The following is a 16,654-nucleotide window of genomic DNA, read 5'->3' as shown; positions in this document are numbered from 1 at the left end:
TCGTGTGAAAGGCCCGGCCTGTCGGCAAGCGAAGGCGGCGGGCGGCATAAAACCGGCGGAGCCCGAGATCGGACTGCGCACGGGGTGATGTGTCTGCATTCACGAGATTGCGCGACTTTGGCGCAGCCCACTCCGCGTCACGCGCCCCTGCTGCACCGGGCAGCTCGGGCGTGAGGGGGAGGGGCGATCTCATGAAACTGCGTCAACCTGTTGTCTGGCGGGTGAAACGGATGTTTCCCGCATCGGTGCCGCCAAGACGCAGCACCGGGTAAATGAGCGCTAGCATTGTGACCCACATACAGCAACTATATTGCGAAAAGCTGCCAAATCCGTAAGCAGGCGCGTGTGATGCCCCTGCGTTCGTCGCTCATCCCCGTCAGCCTTGCATTCCTTTGCGTTATCGCAGTCTGCGCGGCGCTGTTCAGCGCGAACGTCGTCAGCGTTCCCGGCGGAGCATTGCGGCCAGACTATGTGCTGACGCTCTCCCTGCCGCAATCCGGCGATCTCGAAATCTCGGCCGTCGATGGCGGCCCCGACGACGGGCGCCCGCTGGTCGTGATCGATCCGGGGCACGGCGGGCACGATCCGGGCGCCGTCGGCGGGGACGTCCTCGAAAAGGAAGTTGTGCTTTCGCTCGCTCAGGCGCTGCGCGACAGGCTGCAGCAAAGCGGCGCAGTGAGGGTTGCTTTGACCCGCGACGACGACCGCTTTTTAGTAGTGGAGGAGCGCGCGGAAATCGCGCGCCGGCTCGGCGGCGACCTGTTCGTCTCGATCCACGCCGATTCAGCTGTCGGAGCAGGAGAAGCAAGCGGGGCCAGCATCTACACCCTGTCCAGCGACGCCACGAACCGCGCCGCCGCCCGCTTTGCCGCGCGGGAGAACCGTGCCGACGAGATCAACGGTGTCGTCATCGACGGCGACAACCAAACCGTGGAGACGATCTTGGTAGAATTGTCGCAGCGCCGTGCGGCGGAGGAAGCAAGCAATTTCGCCGGGCTGATCGAACGCGGTGGGCGCGGCACGCTCGTCTTTCGCGAACCGGCGCGGCTTTCTGCCAATCTTGCGGTGCTGAAGGCGCCGGACATGCCATCCGTCCTGTTCGAGGCCGGTTTCGTCAGCAATCCCGACGAAGCGAAACGGCTTACCTCGGCGGAAGGACGCGATGCCTTCTCGCTGGTCATGGCCCGCGCGATCGAGGAATATTTCCGGGCCGATCCCGCCAGAAACAGCGGCGCGGAGAGCGGCACTTCCGGCGGTCCGAGCATCGGCAGCGTGCTCGGCGGTGAGTGACACGGCTAGGTTCCTGAATGTTTTCGTTCTGGTTCGGGTCATCTTTCCCGTGCTAGGGCGCGGACCGCAAGACGGACCGGGTGGACGATGAACGACGAAAGTACTCTAGTATCCTTCAGTGACAGGCTGCGCCGCAACACGGGCAGCTTCTTTGCGTGGTTTGGCGCCAAATGGCGCGAGAGCCGCCTGCTGCGCTGGGCGACGTATCTGTTCGGCGCGTTCCTGGCTTTCCTCATCGTCGTCTGGGCGTTGGTGGCGAAAGACCTGCCCGACGCCGCGACACTGGTCGACTACCAGCCGTCCCTGCCGTCCGTCGTGCGCGGCATCGACGGCGAGATCGTCCACACGTTCGAGCGCGAGCGCCGCGTCCAGCTTCAGTATTCCGACTTTCCGCCCGAACTGATCGAGGCCTATCTCGCAGCCGAGGACAAGACCTTCTTCAGCCACGGCGGCGTCGACATCACCGGCCTTGCAAATGCCGTTATTGATTATGCGAGCAAGTACGGTTCGGACGAGCGCGCGGTCGGCGGCTCGACCATCACGCAGCAGGTGGCGAAGAACATCCTGCTGTCGAACGAATATTCGATCACCCGCAAGCTCAAGGAAATGGTCCTCGCGCGCCGCATCGAAGAGGTGCTGACGAAGGAACAGATCCTCGAGCTTTACCTGAACGAGATCCCGCTCGGGCGCCGCAGCTACGGCGTGCAGGCGGCTGCGCGCGCCTATTTCGACAAGGACGTGGCCGACCTCGAACTCCATGAGGAAGCCTTCCTCGCGATCCTGCCGAAAGCGCCGGAGCGCTACGGGCGCGCAAAGAACGCCGAGCTTGCGCTTCAGCGCCGCAATTTTGTGCTTGCGCAAATGGCCGAGAACGACTTCGTTACACCGCAGGAAGCTGCAGCGGCGCAGGCACAGCCGCTCGGCCTCGTGAAGCAGCGCGGCGGGCTACGGTCTGCCGATGCGGGATACTTCTTCGAAAGCGTTCGGCGCGAGCTGATCGACCGCTTCGGCGAGAATGCCGAAGATGGCGACAACAGCGTATATTCCGGCGGTCTGTGGGTCCGCACCTCGCTCGACACCGAATTGCAGAACGCCGCCCGCGATTCGCTGCGCGCCGGCCTGCTGCGTTATCATGGCAATCGCGGTTGGACCGGACCGGTTGCGACGCTCAATGTCGACGAGGGCAATCTGACGGGGCAGCTCAACAGTTCGAACCTCGGCATCAATTACGAGGACTGGCGCGTCGGCGTCGTCACCGAGCGCAGCGGATCGAGCGCTACGATCGGGTTCGCCAATGACGAGACTGCGCCCCTGTCGGGCCTTCCCGATGCGCTGAAGGTAGGCCACGTCATCGTCGCATCGCCCTCGGGCAATGGCTACCGCGTGCGGACCGTGCCCGAAGTATCGGGCGGTTTCCTTGCCGAACAGCCACAGACGGGGCGCGTGCTCGCCATGCAGGGAGGCTTCGACAGCCGCCTCGGCGACTTCAACCGGGCGACGCAGGCCGACCGGCAGCCGGGCTCGACCATCAAGCCGTTCGTTTACGCGACTGGTCTCGACAACGGCTTCACGCCTGCAAGCGAAGTTCCCGACCAGACCTTCTGCTTCTACCAGGGCGCGAACCTCGGCGAGAAGTGCTTCCGCAATTTCAGCGGTGGCGGCGGCGGGGTGCACACGATGCGTTGGGGCCTCGAGCAGTCGCGCAACCTGATGACGGTCCACATCGCGATGGACGCAGGCATGGACAACGTCGTCAAGACGATCGACCGTGTCGGGATCGGCGACTACGAGCCCTATCCCGCTTTCGCGCTCGGCGCGGGCGAGACGACGGTCGAGCGGATGGTCAACGCCTATGCGACGCTGGCGAACCATGGGCGCATGAACGCGCCGACGACGATCGATTTCGTGCAGGACCGCAATGGCAAGGTCATCTGGCGGGCGGACCAGCGCGACTGCGACAATTGCAACATGCCGCGCTGGGACGGTAACCCGATGCCGCGCTTCGCCGCGCGGGGGACTCAGGTGATCGATCCGCGCACCGCGTTCCAGACCGTCCACATGCTCGAGGGCGTCGTGAAGCGCGGAACCGCGACCGTCCTCCGCGATCTCGAACTGCCGCTTTTCGGCAAGACCGGAACGACCAACGGACCGACCAACGTCTGGTTCGTCGGCGGCTCTCCGGACATCGTCGCGGGCGTCTATCTCGGGTTCGACCAGCCCCGCAACATGGGCGGCTACGCGCAGGGCGGCACGCTTGCTGCACCGATCTTCAAGCAGTTCGTGACCGAATCGCGCGACCGCTGGAGCGGCGAGCCTTTCGTGGCGCCGGAAGGCGTGCGAATGGTGCGGATCAACCGGCTATCGGGGAAGCGGGTGTTCGACGGATGGCCGACCGACGAGCCCAAGGCGCCGATAATCTGGGAAGCCTTCAAGCCGGACACGGAGCCGCCCCTCGCGACCCGTCAGGACGAAATCGCTGCCAAGCGCGAGGAAATCCTCTCGCTGATCAGGCGCGGACGGGAGGGGCGTAGCGCCGCGGCGGTGCGGCAACGGCAGGAAGCCGAAACCGAGGATTTCGTCGAAGAACAGGGTGGTCTTTACTGATACCGGCTGCTGGCCGAGCAGGCTCGGTCTTACCAGACGCTTCACTTTACAACCCGCGCCGCTTCGGTAAGCGGAGTTCGGATATGACGCTCGTCCCGTAATGCGGGGCGGGGCGGGACAAGAGGAACGAGTACATGCGCGCCGAAGGGCAGGCACATATCGACCGGATCGAGGCGGCGCTGTCGCTCGTGCGCCAGTCGCTCGACTGGGAGCAGGCGCTGCGCCAGCTCGACGAACTCAGCGCGCGGGTCGAGGACCCGACACTGTGGGACGATCCGAAGGAAGCGCAGGCGATCATGCGCGAGCAGAAGCGCCTCGACGCGGCGATCGGGACCGTGCGCGAGATTTCCTCGGAGATGGCCGATGCGGTCGAGTTCATCGAAATGGGCGAGGCCGAGGGCGACGACGAGATAGTGAACGACGGTCTGGCAAGCCTCGCGCGGCTTGCCGAGCGCGCCGATGCGGACAAGGTTCAGGCGCTGCTGGCTGGCGAAGCCGATGCGAACGACACCTATGTCGAGATCCACGCGGGCGCAGGCGGCACAGAAAGCCAGGATTGGGCCGAAATGCTTTTCCGCATGTACGGCCGCTGGGCCGAGCGGCGCGGCTTCAAGGTCGAAACGGTCGAATACCAGGCAGGCGAGCAGGCCGGCATCAAGAGTGCGACGCTGCTGCTGAAAGGCGAGAACGCTTACGGCTATGCCAAGACCGAGAGCGGCGTTCACCGGCTTGTGCGGATCAGCCCCTACGATTCGAGCGCTCGCCGCCACACCAGCTTCTCCAGCGTCTGGGTCTACCCCGTGATCGACGATGACATCGATATCGAGATCAACGAAAGCGACCTCAAGATCGACACCTACCGCGCGAGCGGCGCGGGCGGGCAGCACGTCAACACGACCGATTCCGCGGTTCGTATCACCCACCAGCCGACCGGCATCGTCGTCGCTAGCCAGAACGACCGCAGCCAGCACAAGAACCGGGCGACCGCGATGGGAATGCTGAAGGCGCGCCTGTTCGAACGCGAAATGGCCGAGCGCGAAGCGGCTGCCTCGGGCGAATATGCGGAAAAGACCGAAATCGGTTGGGGGCACCAGATCCGCTCCTACGTTCTGCAGCCCTACCAGATGGTCAAGGACCTGCGCACCGGCACGACTTCGAGCGCACCCGACGACGTACTCGACGGCGCGCTCGATCCGTTCATTTCCGCGGCGCTTGCCCAGCGCGTGACCGGCGAGAAGGTCGAAGTGGACGATGTCGAGTAGCTTGCTGCGCCTCCTCCCCTGCGTACTGGCCGCCGCGGCATTGGCTGCGGGCTGCGAGCAGGTGCAGTCGGACGGCGACCGCCCGGAAACCGCGCTGGCCTTCCCGGAGCCCGACCGGCCCGTGTCCGATCTCGGCGCCAACCGCTTCTCCAACGAGACCGCGCGCGACAGCGTGGGTGAGGCCCAGAAGGTCATGGACCTGTCCGAGATCGAGGAGGGCATGACGGTCGCCGATATCGGTGCGGGCGAGGGTTACTATACGGTGCGCCTCGCCGAACGCGTCGGTGCGAGTGGCCGCGTGCTTGCGCAGGATATCGACCGCGACGCGCTCACCCGCCTGGGCGAGCGAGTCAACCGTGAGCGGCTCGACAATGTCTCCATCAAGCCGGGCGCGGCGGACGATCCGCGGCTGCCTGAAAACAGCTTCGACCGGATCTTCCTTGTCCACATGTATCACGAGGTGAGCGAGCCATATGCGTTCCTCTGGCGGTTATGGCCGGCTCTGCGCGAAGACGGCGAGGTTATCGTAGTCGACGTGGACCGCCCGACCGACCAGCACGGGATCGATCCGCTGCTGCTGTCGTGCGAGTTCAAGCGGGTAGGGTTCGAGCTCGTTCAGTATAGCGACGAGCCGGAACTGGCCGGCTACTATGCAAAATTCAAGGCAGCCGCTACAAGGCCGGAGCCTGAAGACATCAGACCGTGCCGGGGAACTTCCGGTCATGGTCCAAACGCGGCAAATTGACCCGCGGACTGGTAGAGAAATTATGACATTCAAAGGTTTGAGCCCGATACGTTACGGGGACCGCGAAGTATTGCCGCTGATCGAAGGCGGGAAGGGCGTGTCTGCGACCAACCACCTCTCCTCCGGCGCCTGGGCCGCGGCGGGCGGCATCGGCACGGTTAGCGCCGTCAACGCCGACAGCTACGACGAGGACGGCAATCCCATTCCGCAGGTCTATCCGCAGGCGACCCGCGTGGAGCGCTTCGAGCAGCTCGTGCGCTACGCGATTGACGGCGCGACGACGCAGGTGAAGATGGCGCACGAGATCGCGAACGGCGAAGGCGCGCTCAACATCAACGTGCTCTGGGAAATGGGCGGCGCGCAGCAGGTCCTCGAAGGAGTGCTCGAAAACTGCCCGGGCCTCGTCACCGGCGTAACCTGCGGCGCGGGCATGCCCTACAAGCTCGCCGAGATCGCGGCGAAGTACAATGTCCACTACCTGCCGATCGTCAGCTCAGCCCGCGCGTTCCGTGCATTGTGGAAGCGCAGCTACTCCAAGGTCCCCGAACTCATGGCCGCGGTCGTCTACGAGGACCCGTGGCTGGCAGGGGGGCACAACGGCCTTTCCAACGCCGAGGACCCGCGCAGCCCCGAAGATCCTTATCCCCGCGTCGCGGCACTGCGCGATACGATGCGCAAGGAGGGCGTCAGCGAAGAGACTGCAATCGTCATGGCAGGCGGCGTCTGGCACCTGCGCGAATGGAACGACTGGATCGACAATCCGGAACTCGGCAAGATCGCCTTTCAGTTCGGTACGCGTCCGCTGTTGACGCAGGAAAGCCCGATCCCGCAAATCTGGAAGGACATGCTGCGGACAGTCGAGCCGGGCGACGTGCTGCTGCACAAGTTCTCGCCCACCGGCTTTTATTCCAGCGCAGTGAAGACGCCGTTCCTTTACGACCTCATGCACCGCAGCGAGCGCCAGATACAGATTTTCAAGCGCGACGAGGAAGAGGGCACGATCCCGCTTATGGATCACGGCAAGGGGAAGTATTTCTTCGTTCATCCCGGCGACCAACGCAAGGCGCAGGCCTGGATGCACGAGGGCTTCACCGAAGCGCTCAAGACCCCGGACGATACGGTGGTTTTTACTACTCCGGCGAGCGCAGAGGAGATCAGGGCCGACCAGCAAGCGTGCATGGGCTGTCTGTCGCATTGCCAGTTCTCGAGCTGGAAGGATCACGACAACCACACGACCGGCCGTCTCGCCGATCCGCGCAGCTTCTGCATCCAGAAGACCCTGCAGGACATCGCGCACGGCGGCGACCCGGACGAGAACCTCGCCTTTGCCGGGCATGCGGCCTACCGGTTCAAGCAGGACCCGTTCTACTCGAACAACTTCACGCCGACGGTCAAACAGCTCGTCGAGCGTATCCTGACCGGCGACTGACGCATTGAGCGAGAGCATCAGCGACGACAGCCGCGCGCCGCCACTCTTTCGCTGCATTACCGAACCGCTGGCGCTGCCGAAAATTGCGACCGCACCTTACCGTCGGCCTGTCCTCACCGAAGAACGGGGCGGGGGACGACCAGTGCTTGTTCTTCCCGGCATGGCATCGGGCGATAAATCGACCGCTCTCCTGCGCAATTCCCTAGCTGCCGCCGGCTACAAGCCGTGGGCCGGAGGCCTCGGACGAAACCTAACGATTTCGCCTGTTAAGTTCCGAAATCTCGAGCTGCGCCTGCTAGAGATGGTTGGAGTTGAAAGGCAACATGCTATAATTCTAGGCTGGAGTCTTGGCGGTTTCTACGCGCGCGTCCTGGCACAGCGCCATCCTGCAAAAGTCGCCATGGTTGCCACACTCGGGACGCCCTTCTCGGGACACCGGAAGGCAAACCATGCTTGGCGAATTTACGAAATGCTCGCCAACCACAAGGTCGATGCGCCGCCGCTGCCAGACGACCCTGCGATAAAGCCCGCGATGCATACCATAGCCTTCTGGTCTCCCGTTGATGGTATCGTCTCTCCTTCCAGCGCTCGTGGTACCGACGAGGAGCGCGACGAAGCCATCGCATTGCCATTCCGACATTTCGAACTTGGTTGCTCGCGACGGGCGGTAAAGCAGGTAGTCGAAGCTTTGAACGAACGGGTCGCTTTAATCGAAGACGCCTAACGCCACAGCTGCATCGAGCGTATTGCGTCGGGCATTTCCTCGTCGGTGTCGGGGCGCGAGAGGGTCCGCTCGACGATGCGCCAGCTGCGCTTGACCCGGCTGCGCTGCCACAGGTCGGTGATCCACGTTTCGCCCGACCACTCGTGCATGCCGATCTTCGCGTCGAGCGTCATGCGCGTCGCGAACACCGCCGTTGAACCGTGCCGGCGGACATAGACCTCGTCGAACCGGTAACCGTTGCAGCGAAACCGCGTGGTCGCCGCTTCGAGCCAGCTTGCTCGGTCGAGAATAGCCGAACTGCTCGATGCCAGAAGAAAGATGAAATCGCGCGCCGCCAACGCTTTCATCTGGTTGCGGTCGCGCTGCATCCACGCACGCATCCAGCGGTGTTCGAGCGTTTCGATCTTCGCGGCGAGTTCGTTCATGACCGCAAGCGATACAGACGGCCGCGCAAACCGCAAGCCGCCTTGAGTGGTGCTTAGTCGAACCCGATCAGCACCTGGTCGGGCGGGCGGTGGCCGTCCATCCAGAAGCGGATGTTGGCGATAATCTTCTCGCCGGAGGCTTCGCGCCCCTCGACCGTGGCGCTGCCGATGTGGGGGAGGGTCATTACGTTGGGATGGGCGAGCAGCCGCGGATCGACCTTAGGTTCGTCCGGGTAGACATCGAGTCCCGCACCGGCGAGTTGGCCGCTTCCGAGCGCTTCGATCAGCGCGTCCTGCTCAATCAGTTCGCCGCGCGCGGTGTTGATCAGCGATGCGCCGCGCGGCATCAGTCCGATGCGCCGGGCATCCATCAGGTGATGCGTTTCTGGTGTGGCTGGACAGTGGAGCGAGAGGATGTCCGCTTCCGACACAAGCGTATCGATGTCCGCGACATATTCCGCGCCCAGCATCCGTTCGGCCGCTTCGGGCAGTCGCTTGCGGTTATGATAGGTGACGCTCAGGCCGAAGGCGCGCGCGCGGTGCGCGACGGCCTGTCCGATCCGGCCCATGCCGATGATGCCGAGCTGCTTGCCTCCGAGTTTCCGCCCTAACTGCGCGGACGGTGCCCATCCGGTCCACTCGCCGCTTCTGACCAGCGACACGCCTTCGCGCATCCGGCGCGGAACGCCGATTATGAGCGCCAGAGTCAGATCGGCCGTATCATCGGTGAAGACGCCCGGTGTGTTCGTGACCATGATGCCGAGCTTCTTCGCCGCTTCGAGGTCGATATGTTCGGTTCCCGCTCCGAAATTCGCGATCAGCTTGAGGCGCTCGCCCGCTCCTTCGATGAGGGACCGGTCGATGCGGTCGGTGACTGTGGGGACGAGAACGTCTGCTTCCTGCATCAGCCCGGCGAGATCTTCCCGCGACAGCGGCGTGTCGCCTTCGTTGAGGCGCACGTCGAAAAGTTCGCCCATCCGCTGCTCCACCGATGGCATCAGGTGCCGGGTGACGGCGACGATTGGCTTGCGGTCAAGGCGGCGGGCGGGTTCGTTTGGAGACGGCATGACGTAGCGGCGCTAGGCTGCCATGCCTGCCGCGGTCAAGCATCCGCTTTTGGCGCAGTCCAAATGATCCGGATCGGGGCAGGACAGGGGCTTGCCGTAGCGCCAGTTTCTCTCTTTAAGAACGACCCGATGAAACGACACCGAATCCTGCAGAAACTGTTGCCGATCAAGCCGCTTGTTCCGCTCGCCGCAGCACTTGCGTTTGTTTTTGGCGCGCCTGCTTCGGCGCAGGAAAAGGAAGCGCCGTACTGGGCCAGCATTCGCGAGAGCGCGACGGAGATGAACCTGCGCGTCGGGCCGAGCCCCGAATACAAGATCGCCTGGGTGTACCGCCGGCCAGGCCTTCCGGTGAAGGTGCTTCGTTTGAAGGACGGCTGGCGGCTGATCGAAGACCCCGACGGCGCGCAGGGATGGGTGGTTGCCCGGCTCTTGTCGCCGGACCGCTCTGCCTATGTCGTGGGCGATGGACTGGCCGAGATGCGCAGCGAACCTTCGCGCGATGCAGAACTTAAGTGGCGGGTCGAACCCGGCGTTTCGGGGAAGCTCGGCTCCTGCGACGAGGGCTGGTGCCGGTTCGAGGCGCAGGGCAACCGCGGCTATATCGAAGCGGACCGCTTATGGGGGACCGGCGAGCCCTGATACGAACAGGCTCGATACGACAAATCCACATAAGAAGAGGGCGGCCCACCGGACCGCCCCTCCTGCCTGAATATCGTTCGGATCAGCTGATCCGGCGAACGGTGTCGCCGGTTTCCTGCCCGTCGGGTCCGATCGAACGGAAAGTGCCGTCGGCGCTGACTTCGCTGCCGGTATAGCACTCTTCAGGATCTGCGCCTTCGGGATCGAAACACATGGCTTCGCCTTGCGTGCGCCACGTGCCGCTTTCGGTCTGCTGCCCGTCCACCATCTCGGTGTAGGTTCCGTCCGGATTGACCTGCTGCGTGGTGACGACGCCGTCGGCGGACGTCATCTCGTAGGTTCCGGCAGCGGCGGCATCCTCGGGCGCTACGGTCGCTTCGGGAAGGTCGACGCTCACGTCGTCTTCCGCGGTCTCGGTGTCGTTCGCATTGTTGCACGCAGCCAGCGAAGCGATGGCGGCGAGCGCAAGAAACTTCTTCATCTCAAATCCCCTTGTTTTGCGTACCTAAGTTTAGACCAGCTCCACCGCGATTGCTGTCGCCTCGCCGCCGCCGATGCACAGGCTCGCGACGCCCTTGGTCTTGCCCTGCTGCTTCAGCGCATTGAGCAAGGTCACGAGGATGCGCGTCCCGCTCGCACCGATCGGATGGCCTAGCGCGGTGCCCCCGCCGTTGATGTTGATCTTGTCGTGATCAATGCCGATGTCGCGCATCGCGAACATGGCGACGCAGGCGAAGGCTTCGTTCACTTCCCACAGATCGACCTCGTCCTTCGACCAGCCTGCGGCGTCGAGAACCTTCTCGATCGCGCCGATCGGCGCAGTCGTGAACTTTGCAGGTTCGTGTGCATGTGCCGCAGTCGCGATGATACGCGCGACAGGCTGCTGGCCGCGCTCTTTCGCGACGCTTTCGCGAGCGAGAACGACCGCAGCCGCACCGTCGGAGATCGAGCTGGAGGTCGCCGCCGTGATCGTGCCGTCCTTGGCGAAGGCCGGGCGCAGCTGCGGGATCTTGTCGGGGTTACCCTTGCCGGGCGCCTCGTCCTTGTCGACCGTGACGTCACCCTTGCGGGTCGACATCGTAACCGGAACCACCTCGCCATCAAAAGCGCCGCTATCGATCGCGGCATTGGCGCGGCGCAGCGATTCGATGGAGTAATCGTCCATTTCCTTGCGCGTCATCTGGTAGTCGTTGGCGGTCTCCTGCGCGAAAGTGCCCATCGCGCGGCCTTCCTCGTAGGCATCTTCGAGACCGTCGAGGAACATGTGGTCGTAGGCCGTGTCGTGCCCGATGCGCGCACCCGAACGGTGCTTCTTGAGCAGGTAGGGCGCGTTGGTCATGCTCTCCATGCCGCCGGCGATGACGCAGTCCACCGTCCCGGCTGCAAGAGCTTCGCTGCCCATGATGACTGTTTGCATGCCCGAACCGCAGACCTTGTTGACCGTCGTCGCCTCGACCGATTTCGGCAGGCCTGCCTTGATCGTCGCCTGCCGGGCGGGCGCCTGGCCGAGCCCTGCCGGTAGAACGCAGCCCATGTAGCAGCGATCGACCTGTTCGCCCGTCACGCCGGCCCGCTCCACAGCGGCCTTCACCGCCGCCGCGCCGAGGTCCGTGGCCGAAGCGTCGGACAGGGCGCCCTGCATCGCTCCCATCGGCGTGCGTGCGTAGGAGAGAATAACGACCGGGTCGGATGCGCTGAGCTGTGCCATGCTTGAGAAAGCCTTTCGCTTGTGAAAGAGGTTAAGAAAGCTGAGCGCCGATGTAGGACGCAGCGGACCTTTTATCAAATGGAGAGAGATTTATGGCGGACGATCAGAAGCAGGCGATGACAGCCATGCTGGAACGGCAGCGGACCGCCTTTACCGTGGCGCGCCCGGAAGCACTTGAAGTCCGGCGCGACCGGATCAAGCGCGCGATGAAGCTCCTGACCGAGAACGACGAAGCGCTGTGCGCCGCGATGAACGAGGATTTCGGCAACCGCAGTCCGCTGCAGTCGATGCTGACCGATATCGCCGGTACCGTCGGCTTCGGGAAATACTGCCTGAAGAACCTTGATGCCTGGGCGAAGCCCGACAAGCGCAAGGTGCAGTTCCCGCTCGGCCTGCTCGGAGCGAAAGCCGAAATCCGCTACGAGCCGAAAGGCGTGGTCGGCATCCTCAGCCCGTGGAACTTCCCGGTCAACCTTTCCTTCGGTCCGCTGATGCAGGTGCTGGCGGCAGGTAACCGCGCCATGCTCAAGCCGAGCGAGTTCACCGAGAAGACGAGTGAACTGATGAAGGAACTGGTCGAGAAGTATTTCGCACCCGAAGAGGTCGCGGTGTTCACAGGCTCGCCCGAAGTGGCGCAGGCATTCTCCTCGCTTCCGTTCGACCACCTGCTGTTCACCGGCTCGACCGAGACGGGACGCAAGGTGATGGAGGCAGCGGCGAAAAACCTCGTACCCGTGACACTGGAGCTTGGCGGGAAGTCGCCGGCAATCCTGGGCCGCGGGGCAGACCTCGAGCGGGCAGGCGAACGCATTGCCGCTGGCAAGATGATGAACGCCGGTCAGATCTGCCTCGCACCCGATTACATGATGGTGCACGAGGAGCAGGAAGATGCCGCGATCGCCGCGGTCGAACTCGGCGTGCACAACATGTATCCGACGCTCCTCGCCAACGACGACTATGCGAGTGTCGTGACCGACCAACATTTCGAGCGGCTGCAGGACCTCGTCGAAGATGCGCGCGGGAAGGGCGCGGAAGTGGTCGAGGTCAATCCGGCGGAGGAAGATTTCTCGGGTAGCAACGCGCGCAAGATGCCGCTCACGATATTGCGTAATGTCACCAAGGACATGAAAGCGATGCGCGAGGAAATCTTCGGCCCCGTCCTGCCGGTCAAGACCTACAAGGACATCAGCGAAGCGATCGACTACATAAACGCGAACGACCGGCCGCTCGGCCTCTATTACTTCGGCAGCGAAACGAAGGAAGAGGAGCAGGTTCTAAGCCGCACCATCTCGGGTGGTGTCACGCTAAACGACGTTGTCTTCCACGTTTCCATGCACGACCTGCCGTTCGGCGGTGTCGGTCCGAGCGGCATGGGCTCCTACCACGGCGTCGAGGGTTTTCGGGAGTTCAGCCACGCGCGCAGCATCTACACGCAGCCCAAGATCGACGTGGCGAGGCTCGGCGGGTTCAAGCCTCCCTATGGCGAGAAGACCCGCAAGGCCGCGAAGTCGCAGATGTAGCGGAAGAACGCCGCTCCGCATCCCGTCGCGAGTCGCCAGCGCAAACGGGAACAAACAGGCAAAATCACGGCCCGCTGCCCTTGCGCTGCAAGTGCGAGCGGCCTAGAGGCGTGCGTAAACATCCCCAACTGGAAAAAATGTGGTCGATCTTTCCCAATATCTGCCGATCCTGCTGTTCCTGTTCATCGCACTCGGGCTGTCGGCACTCTTCGTGTTCCTGCCGATGGGCGTGTCGCGGCTGACGGGCGCGCATAATCCGGACGCCGAAAAGCTGAGCGAGTACGAGTGCGGTTTTCCCGCCTTCGAAGACCCGCGCAGCCAGTTCGACGTGCGCTTCTATCTTATCGCGATCCTGTTCATCGTGTTCGACCTTGAAGCCGCGTTCCTGTTTCCCTGGGCGGTCAGCCTCGACCTGACGGGATGGCCGGGTTGGATCACGATGATGATCTTCCTCGGTGAACTGGCCGTCGGCCTTGCCTACGCCTGGAAAGTGGGAGCGCTCGAATGGGATTAGAAAATTCTCCGACCAATCCGCATCTGAACCCCGCGTTGCATGATGCACCGACCGCGAAGGGCGGCGACGTGCGCCAGCCCGACGCCGACTATTTCAATGCGCTGCAGACCGAAGTGAACGACAAGGGCTTCCTCGTCACCTCGACCGAGGACCTGTTCCAGTGGGCGCGCACCGGCAGCCTGTGGTGGATGACCTTCGGCCTCGCGTGCTGCGCGGTCGAGATGATTCATGTCAATATGCCGCGCTACGACATGGAGCGTTTCGGCGTCGCACCGCGCGCTTCCCCGCGCCAGTCGGACGTGATGATCGTCGCCGGTACGCTGTGCAACAAGATGGCTCCTGCGCTGCGCAAGGTCTATGACCAGATGTCCGATCCGAAATATGTGATCAGCATGGGCAGCTGCGCGAACGGCGGCGGCTACTATCACTACAGCTATTCGGTCGTGCGGGGCTGCGACCGGATCGTTCCGGTCGATATTTATGTGCCGGGCTGCCCGCCGACGGCTGAAGCGCTGCTCTACGGCGTGATGCAGCTTCAGCGGAAGATCCGCCGTGTCGGAACCATCGAGAGGTAGGGGCGAGCGCATGGCTGTCATTCATTCCGCGCCGCGTATCGCTTCGCACGACGGTGTCGCCGCCACGCTCGAACAGGCGCTGGGTGCGCATCATCTGCGTTCGCACGAGGAGCACGGCGAACTCATCTTCACCGTCGCGCGCGAGGGTATCGAGGATGTGCTGCGTACGCTGCGCGACGAGCACCAGTACCAGCAGTTGATGGAGATCGCGGGCGTCGATTTTCCCTCGCGGGCGGAGCGCTTCGAGGTCGTCTACATGCTGCTGTCGGTGACCAAGAACCACCGCATCATCGTGAAGACCAGCACGGACGAGAATACTCCGGTCCCTTCCGTCACCTCGCTGTGGTACAATGCGGGTTGGCTGGAGCGCGAAGTGTTCGACCTCTACGGCGTCGTGTTCGACGGCAATACCGATCTGCGCCGTATCCTCACCGATTACGGGTTCGAAGGGCATCCCTTCCGCAAGGACTTCCCGCTGACCGGCTATATCGAACTGCGTTATTCCGAAGATGAGAAGCGCGTCGTCTACGAACCGGTCGAGCTCGCGCAGGATTTGCGGCAGTTCGATTTCATGAGCCCGTGGGAAGGCGCGGACTACGTGCTTCCGGGTGACGAGAAGGCCGATACGCCGCCCGTCGACGAGCCCAAGGTAACGGACAGTCCCGCCGATACCGGTGCGGGTGCGGATACGGACGAGAAGGCTGACGACAAGGTTAGCGCCGGCTCTCCCGCAGAGGAAGACGGCGGCGATTACCGCACGCCGCCTCCCGATCCGACCGAGGACCGGCCGGACCGCGCGAAGCGCAAGGGCAAGACGACTGATACGAAAGCCGCGACCGAGCCGCAGGCAACGGGCGGGAAAGGCGAGTCATGAGCGGTTTGCACCTGGAAGAATCGCCGACCACCGGCGACGATACGATCAGCAACTACACTATCAACTTCGGCCCGCAGCATCCGGCGGCGCACGGTGTGCTGCGCATGGTGATGGAACTCGACGGTGAGATCATCGAGCGGGTCGATCCGCATGTCGGGCTGCTTCACCGCGGCACCGAGAAGTTGATCGAAACCAAGACATACCTGCAGGCACTGCCGTATTTCGACCGCCTCGATTACTGCTCTCCGCTGTGCCAGGAACATTCCTACGTCCTCGCGATCGAGAAACTGCTCAACGTCGAGGTGCCGATCCGCGCGCAATACCTGCGGGTCATGTTCGCCGAACTGACGCGCATTTCGAACCATATGCTCAACATCGGCGCGCACGTCATGGACGTCGGTGCTATGACGCCGAACCTGTGGGTGTTCGAACTGCGCGAAGACTGCATGAACTTCTTCGAGCGGGCTTCGGGCGCGCGTATGCACAGTGCGTATTTCCGCCCCGGCGGCGTTCATCAGGACGTGCCGCTGAAATTGCTCACTGATATCGGCGATTGGGTGGACAGCCGTCTGCCGGAATTGTTCGGCGATGCGATGAGCCTCGTGCTCGACAACCGCATCTTCAAGCAGCGCAACGTCGACATCGCGATCGTAAGCAAGGACGATGCGCTGGCCTGGGGCTTCTCCGGTCCGCTGATCCGCGCTGCAGGCATTCCGTGGGATTTGCGCAAATCGCAGCCCTACGACGTCTATGACCGTATGGAATTCGACATTCCGGTAGGCACGAACTCGGACTGCTACGACCGCTTCATGGTGCGCGTGAAGGAAGTCTACGAAAGCGCGAAGATCATCAAGCAGTGCCTCGCCGAAATGCCCGAAGGGCCGATCGCGAGCGACGACCGCAAGGTAGCGCCGCCCAAGCGCGCCGAAATGAAGCAGTCGATGGAAGCCTTGATCCACCACTTCAAGCTTTACACCGAAGGCTTTCACGTGCCCGCAGGCGAAGTCTATGTCGCCACCGAAAGCCCCAAGGGCGAATTCGGCGTCTATCTCGTCAGCGACGGGTCGAACAAACCATACCGCTGCAAGATCCGTCCGACGGCCTTCAGCCACCTCCAGGCGATGGATTTCATGTGTAAGGGCCACATGCTGCCCGACGCAACCGCCATCCTCGGCGCAATCGACGTGGTGTTCGGGGAGTGCGACCGGTGATAGAAATGAACAAACTGATTGTGATAGCGGCACTTCTGGGTTGTTCCGCGGCCGTCGTGCTTACTAC

The 16,654-nt window shown here is 63.3% G+C and carries 16 protein-coding genes; 12 read left to right on the top strand and 4 right to left on the bottom strand.

Annotation, left to right across the window (positions count from 1 at the left end; genetic code table 11):
- Positions 1–348: 348 nt before the first annotated feature.
- The 6 genes from HUV48_RS02615 (at position 349) to HUV48_RS02590 (ending at position 8,054) form a co-directional block, all read left to right on the top strand.
- Complete coding sequence (locus tag HUV48_RS02615) at positions 349–1,290, top strand: N-acetylmuramoyl-L-alanine amidase family protein (RefSeq protein WP_176266204.1); 942 nt, start codon at positions 349–351, stop codon at positions 1,288–1,290.
- 87 nt (positions 1,291–1,377) lie between these two features.
- Positions 1,378–3,894 carry a penicillin-binding protein 1A gene (locus HUV48_RS02610; RefSeq protein ID WP_176266203.1) on the top strand — a complete coding sequence of 839 codons (2,517 nt, stop codon included), beginning with the start codon at positions 1,378–1,380 and terminating at the stop codon, positions 3,892–3,894.
- A 134-nt stretch (positions 3,895–4,028) separates the two neighbouring features.
- Positions 4,029–5,156 carry a peptide chain release factor 2 gene (gene prfB / locus HUV48_RS02605; RefSeq protein WP_176266202.1) on the top strand — a complete coding sequence of 376 codons (1,128 nt, stop codon included), beginning with the start codon at positions 4,029–4,031 and terminating at the stop codon, positions 5,154–5,156.
- Positions 5,146–5,901, top strand: coding sequence for a class I SAM-dependent methyltransferase (locus HUV48_RS02600; protein WP_176266201.1), 756 nt, complete (start codon positions 5,146–5,148; stop codon positions 5,899–5,901). Before prfB ends, HUV48_RS02600 begins: the two co-directional genes overlap by 11 nt.
- Before the next feature lie 22 nt (positions 5,902–5,923).
- Entirely contained in the window at positions 5,924–7,330 is a 1,407-nt protein-coding gene (locus tag HUV48_RS02595) for an NAD(P)H-dependent flavin oxidoreductase (RefSeq protein ID WP_176266200.1), read from the top strand.
- A 4-nt stretch (positions 7,331–7,334) separates the two neighbouring features.
- The gene (locus tag HUV48_RS02590) at positions 7,335–8,054 is read left to right on the top strand and encodes an alpha/beta fold hydrolase (protein ID WP_217906650.1); all 720 of its coding nucleotides are present in this window, start codon (positions 7,335–7,337) and stop codon (positions 8,052–8,054) included.
- Here HUV48_RS02590 and HUV48_RS02585 read toward each other — a convergent pair.
- Both HUV48_RS02585 and HUV48_RS02580 read right to left on the bottom strand, forming a co-directional pair.
- Complete coding sequence (locus tag HUV48_RS02585) at positions 8,051–8,479, bottom strand: nuclear transport factor 2 family protein (protein WP_176266199.1); 429 nt, start codon at positions 8,477–8,479, stop codon at positions 8,051–8,053. The two genes, HUV48_RS02590 and HUV48_RS02585, sit on opposite strands and share 4 nt — an antisense overlap.
- 53 nt (positions 8,480–8,532) lie before the next feature.
- Positions 8,533–9,546, bottom strand: a complete 1,014-nt coding sequence (locus HUV48_RS02580; protein ID WP_176266198.1) for a 2-hydroxyacid dehydrogenase — start codon at positions 9,544–9,546, stop codon at positions 8,533–8,535.
- Between the two features lie 129 nt (positions 9,547–9,675).
- Here HUV48_RS02580 and HUV48_RS02575 point away from each other — a divergent pair, with 129 nt between their 5' ends.
- Positions 9,676–10,185 carry an SH3 domain-containing protein gene (locus HUV48_RS02575; protein ID WP_176266197.1) on the top strand — a complete coding sequence of 170 codons (510 nt, stop codon included), beginning with the start codon at positions 9,676–9,678 and terminating at the stop codon, positions 10,183–10,185.
- An 82-nt stretch (positions 10,186–10,267) separates the two neighbouring features.
- Here HUV48_RS02575 and HUV48_RS02570 read toward each other — a convergent pair whose 3' ends face one another.
- Together HUV48_RS02570 and HUV48_RS02565 are read right to left on the bottom strand one after the other, a co-directional pair.
- Positions 10,268–10,666, bottom strand: a complete 399-nt coding sequence (locus HUV48_RS02570; RefSeq protein WP_176266196.1) for a hypothetical protein — start codon at positions 10,664–10,666, stop codon at positions 10,268–10,270.
- Positions 10,667–10,696: 30 nt separating this feature from the next.
- Positions 10,697–11,893: a thiolase family protein gene (locus tag HUV48_RS02565; protein ID WP_176266195.1), complete on the bottom strand. Its 1,197-nt coding sequence runs from the start codon at positions 11,891–11,893 to the stop codon at positions 10,697–10,699.
- A 92-nt stretch (positions 11,894–11,985) separates the two neighbouring features.
- Here HUV48_RS02565 and HUV48_RS02560 point away from each other — a divergent pair, with 92 nt between their 5' ends.
- The 5 genes from HUV48_RS02560 (at position 11,986) to HUV48_RS02540 (ending at position 16,587) form a co-directional block, all read left to right on the top strand.
- On the top strand, positions 11,986–13,413 hold the full coding sequence (locus tag HUV48_RS02560; protein ID WP_176266194.1) for a coniferyl aldehyde dehydrogenase: 1,428 nt from the start codon (positions 11,986–11,988) through the stop codon (positions 13,411–13,413).
- A 139-nt stretch (positions 13,414–13,552) separates the two neighbouring features.
- On the top strand, positions 13,553–13,927 hold the full coding sequence (ndhC, locus tag HUV48_RS02555) for an NADH-quinone oxidoreductase subunit A (protein ID WP_176266193.1): 375 nt from the start codon (positions 13,553–13,555) through the stop codon (positions 13,925–13,927).
- Entirely contained in the window at positions 13,918–14,502 is a 585-nt protein-coding gene (locus HUV48_RS02550; protein WP_176266192.1) for a NuoB/complex I 20 kDa subunit family protein, read from the top strand. The genes ndhC and HUV48_RS02550 overlap by 10 nt, the downstream gene beginning before the upstream one ends.
- Positions 14,503–14,512: 10 nt before the next feature.
- Entirely contained in the window at positions 14,513–15,376 is an 864-nt protein-coding gene (locus tag HUV48_RS02545; protein ID WP_176266191.1) for an NADH-quinone oxidoreductase subunit C, read from the top strand.
- Positions 15,373–16,587, top strand: a complete 1,215-nt coding sequence (locus HUV48_RS02540) for an NADH-quinone oxidoreductase subunit D (protein WP_176266190.1) — start codon at positions 15,373–15,375, stop codon at positions 16,585–16,587. Before HUV48_RS02545 ends, HUV48_RS02540 begins: the two co-directional genes overlap by 4 nt.
- Positions 16,588–16,654: the final 67 nt, after the last annotated feature.

It is taken from the genome of Qipengyuania atrilutea (assembly GCF_013370205.1).
GTDB classification, from domain to species: domain Bacteria; phylum Pseudomonadota; class Alphaproteobacteria; order Sphingomonadales; family Sphingomonadaceae; genus Actirhodobacter; species Actirhodobacter atriluteus.
Note: the sequence above shows the minus strand (reverse complement) of the source record. Positions and strands in the feature narration are given on the sequence as shown.